Here is an 853-nt window from a genome sequence, read left to right on the forward strand (position 1 = left end):
GGGTGAGATCGGCGCGTTAAACGGAGAATACCTTTCTGATCAGGGATAATTGTTCTTACCACAGAGACAATTGGACCCGAAAAGAGAGGCATCTCGCAGATGCAAGTTTCTCATGCCGCACGGGCCGCTGCCGCATCATTCGATGACCCGAATCTCGTGTCCTCTGCAGGAGTCCTCCCGATCATGCGGTTGGCTGAGAACGCGGGTCTGCGCAGCCTCGTCGATCGGTGGTTGAGCGTCCCGACAGACAAGGGCGCGAACGCCGGGTTGAAGGTCTCCACGCTGGTCGCGGGGATGGTCGCGGGAGCGGACTCGATCGATGACATGGCGGTGCTGCGTCATGGTGGCATGGCCCGGTTGTTCACCTCGATCTATGCGCCGTCGACGTTGGGTTCATTCCTCCGCTCGTTCACGTTCGGACACGTTCGCCAACTCGATGCTGTCGCGTCCCGGATGCTGATCAACCTCGCAGGCCACGCTCCGATCGTCCCGGCACCGGCTGACGGCGGGCTGGTGTTCGTGGACGTCGATGACACCATCATTCCCGTGCATGGGCCGAAGAAGCAGGGCGCCGGGTTCGGATACTCCGGAGTGCGTGGCCTCAACGCGCTGCTCGCGACCGTGTCCACCAGCACCAGCGCGCCGGTGGTCATCGCCCACCGTCTGCGCAAGGGCGCGGCGGGGTCACCGCGCGGGGCTGCCCGGATCGTCGCGGATGCGTTGAAGACGGTCACCCGGCTTCCCGGCGCGAACACGGCCCCGATTCTCCTTCGTGCGGACTCCGCGTATTACGGGCACGCGACCGTGACCGCGGCGCTCCGCGCGGGTGCTGCCGTGTCGATCACTGCCCGGC

At 64.9% G+C, this 853-nt stretch carries 1 protein-coding gene; it reads left to right on the plus strand.

Going from position 1 to position 853, the window contains the following annotated elements:
* Positions 1-99 precede the first annotated feature (99 nt).
* A partial coding sequence (locus tag B7R24_RS16880; protein WP_172583008.1) for a transposase occupies positions 100-853 on the plus strand: 754 nt, incomplete at its 3' end.

Origin of the sequence: Subtercola boreus (assembly GCF_003399645.1) — a bacterium.
Classification (GTDB): Bacteria; Actinomycetota; Actinomycetes; order Actinomycetales; family Microbacteriaceae; genus Subtercola; species Subtercola boreus_A.